Raw genomic sequence first — 1,495 nt, 5'->3', positions numbered from 1 at the left:
AGACTTCCCATCATTTTAAATGAGTAAGATCCCTCAGAGACGATGAGGTTGATAGGTTCGAGGTGGAAGCGTGGTGACACGTGTAGCTGACGAATACTAATAGATCGAGGACTTAACTAAAAATTATGAAGCGTAGACGACCGGTTAAATCCGACTGGATAAGTAAGACCACGTAAAGGCTGGTTTTTAGCCTTGGAGAGGGATTGCTTATAACAGCGAGGATTTGGGAGTCGAAGCTAGAATGATAAAGCGAAAGCTTATGAATGTCGTTTTGTTTTCACGTTGATGTCTTGTTTTTCTTATCTAGTTTTGAAGGTGCATTGCCTTTAAAAATATTATATAAAAAAAGACTTGCAATTTAAGTTCAATCTTTATATAATATATCTTGTCCCAAAAAATATATAAAGTCTGGTGGCAATAGCGGAGAGGTCACACCTGTTCCCATGCCGAACACAGTAGTTAAGCTCTCCAGCGCCCATGGTAGTTGGGGCTTTGCCCCTGCGAGAGTAGGACGCCGCCAGGCATCAAATTATAAAACGAAATTATAGTCGGAGGATTAGCTCAGCTGGGAGAGCACCTGCCTTACAAGCAGGGGGTCGCAGGTTCGAGCCCTGCATCCTCCATCGTAATGCCGGCCTAGCTCAACTGGTAGAGCAACTGACTTGTAATCAGTAGGTTGGGGGTTCAAGTCCTCTGGCCGGCACCATCTAGTAAATTTTATATCAATAGCTAAATCAAGAGCCATTAGCTCAGCCGGTAGAGCATCTGACTTTTAATCAGAGGGTCGAAGGTTCAAGTCCTTCATGGCTCACCAAAGTTTTTTGCTTTTGCAAAACAACTAATTTAGCGGGTGTGGCGGAATTGGCAGACGCGCTAGACTTAGGATCTAGTGTCTTATGACGTGGGGGTTCAAGTCCCTCCACCCGCACCATATACGCGGAAGTAGTTCAGTGGTAGAACATCACCTTGCCAAGGTGGGGGTCGCGGGTTCGAATCCCGTCTTCCGCTCCAGTTTCATCATGCCATGCCGGGGTGGCGGAATTGGCAGACGCACAGGACTTAAAATCCTGCGGTGGGTTTCCACCGTGCCGGTTCGAGTCCGGCCCTCGGCACCATTTAGCGCCCGTAGCTCAATTGGATAGAGCACTTGACTACGAATCAAGAGGTTAGAGGTTCGAGTCCTCTCGGGCGCACCATTAACGGGAAGTAGCTCAGCTTGGTAGAGCACTTGGTTTGGGACCAAGGGGTCGCAGGTTCAAATCCTGTCTTCCCGACCATCGATTATATTATGGGGCCTTAGCTCAGCTGGGAGAGCGCCTGCCTTGCACGCAGGAGGTCAGCGGTTCGATCCCGCTAGGCTCCACCATTATTTTGATCCTTGAAAACTGAACGAAACAACCAGTATGTTAAGTAAGAAATTAAGCTAGTTTTTTGAACGAGCAATCAAGCTCATAAACTTTATGGAGAGTTTGATCTTGGCTCAGGACGAACGCTG

At 47.3% G+C, this 1,495-nt stretch carries 9 tRNA genes and 2 rRNA genes; all 11 read left to right on the top strand.

Going from position 1 to position 1,495, the window contains the following annotated elements:
• Positions 1-120: ribosomal RNA gene (locus LD272_RS21275) — 23S ribosomal RNA — on the top strand; the annotation flags it as partial.
• A gap of 287 nt (positions 121-407) precedes the next feature.
• Positions 408-523 (top strand): 5S ribosomal RNA (gene rrf, locus LD272_RS21270).
• Positions 524-550: 27 nt separating this feature from the next.
• A tRNA-Val gene (locus LD272_RS21265) sits at positions 551-623 on the top strand.
• A gap of 7 nt (positions 624-630) precedes the next feature.
• A tRNA-Thr gene (locus LD272_RS21260) sits at positions 631-706 on the top strand.
• Positions 707-738: 32 nt separating this feature from the next.
• Positions 739-814: transfer RNA gene (locus LD272_RS21255), tRNA-Lys, on the top strand.
• A 32-nt stretch (positions 815-846) separates the two neighbouring features.
• Positions 847-931, top strand: a tRNA-Leu gene (locus LD272_RS21250).
• A gap of 5 nt (positions 932-936) precedes the next feature.
• Positions 937-1,011: transfer RNA gene (locus tag LD272_RS21245), tRNA-Gly, on the top strand.
• A 15-nt stretch (positions 1,012-1,026) separates the two neighbouring features.
• A tRNA-Leu gene (locus LD272_RS21240) sits at positions 1,027-1,115 on the top strand.
• A gap of 4 nt (positions 1,116-1,119) precedes the next feature.
• A tRNA-Arg gene (locus LD272_RS21235) sits at positions 1,120-1,196 on the top strand.
• 4 nt (positions 1,197-1,200) lie between these two features.
• Positions 1,201-1,277 (top strand) — tRNA-Pro (locus tag LD272_RS21230).
• A 13-nt stretch (positions 1,278-1,290) separates the two neighbouring features.
• Positions 1,291-1,366 (top strand) — tRNA-Ala (locus LD272_RS21225).
• The last annotated feature ends 129 nt before the right edge of the window (positions 1,367-1,495 follow it).

It is taken from the genome of Aquibacillus saliphilus, from assembly GCF_020404745.1.
GTDB lineage: Bacteria > Bacillota > Bacilli > Bacillales > Amphibacillaceae > Aquibacillus > Aquibacillus saliphilus.
The sequence above is the reverse complement of the archived record's forward strand: the minus strand, read 5'-3'. Positions and strand labels throughout refer to the sequence as shown.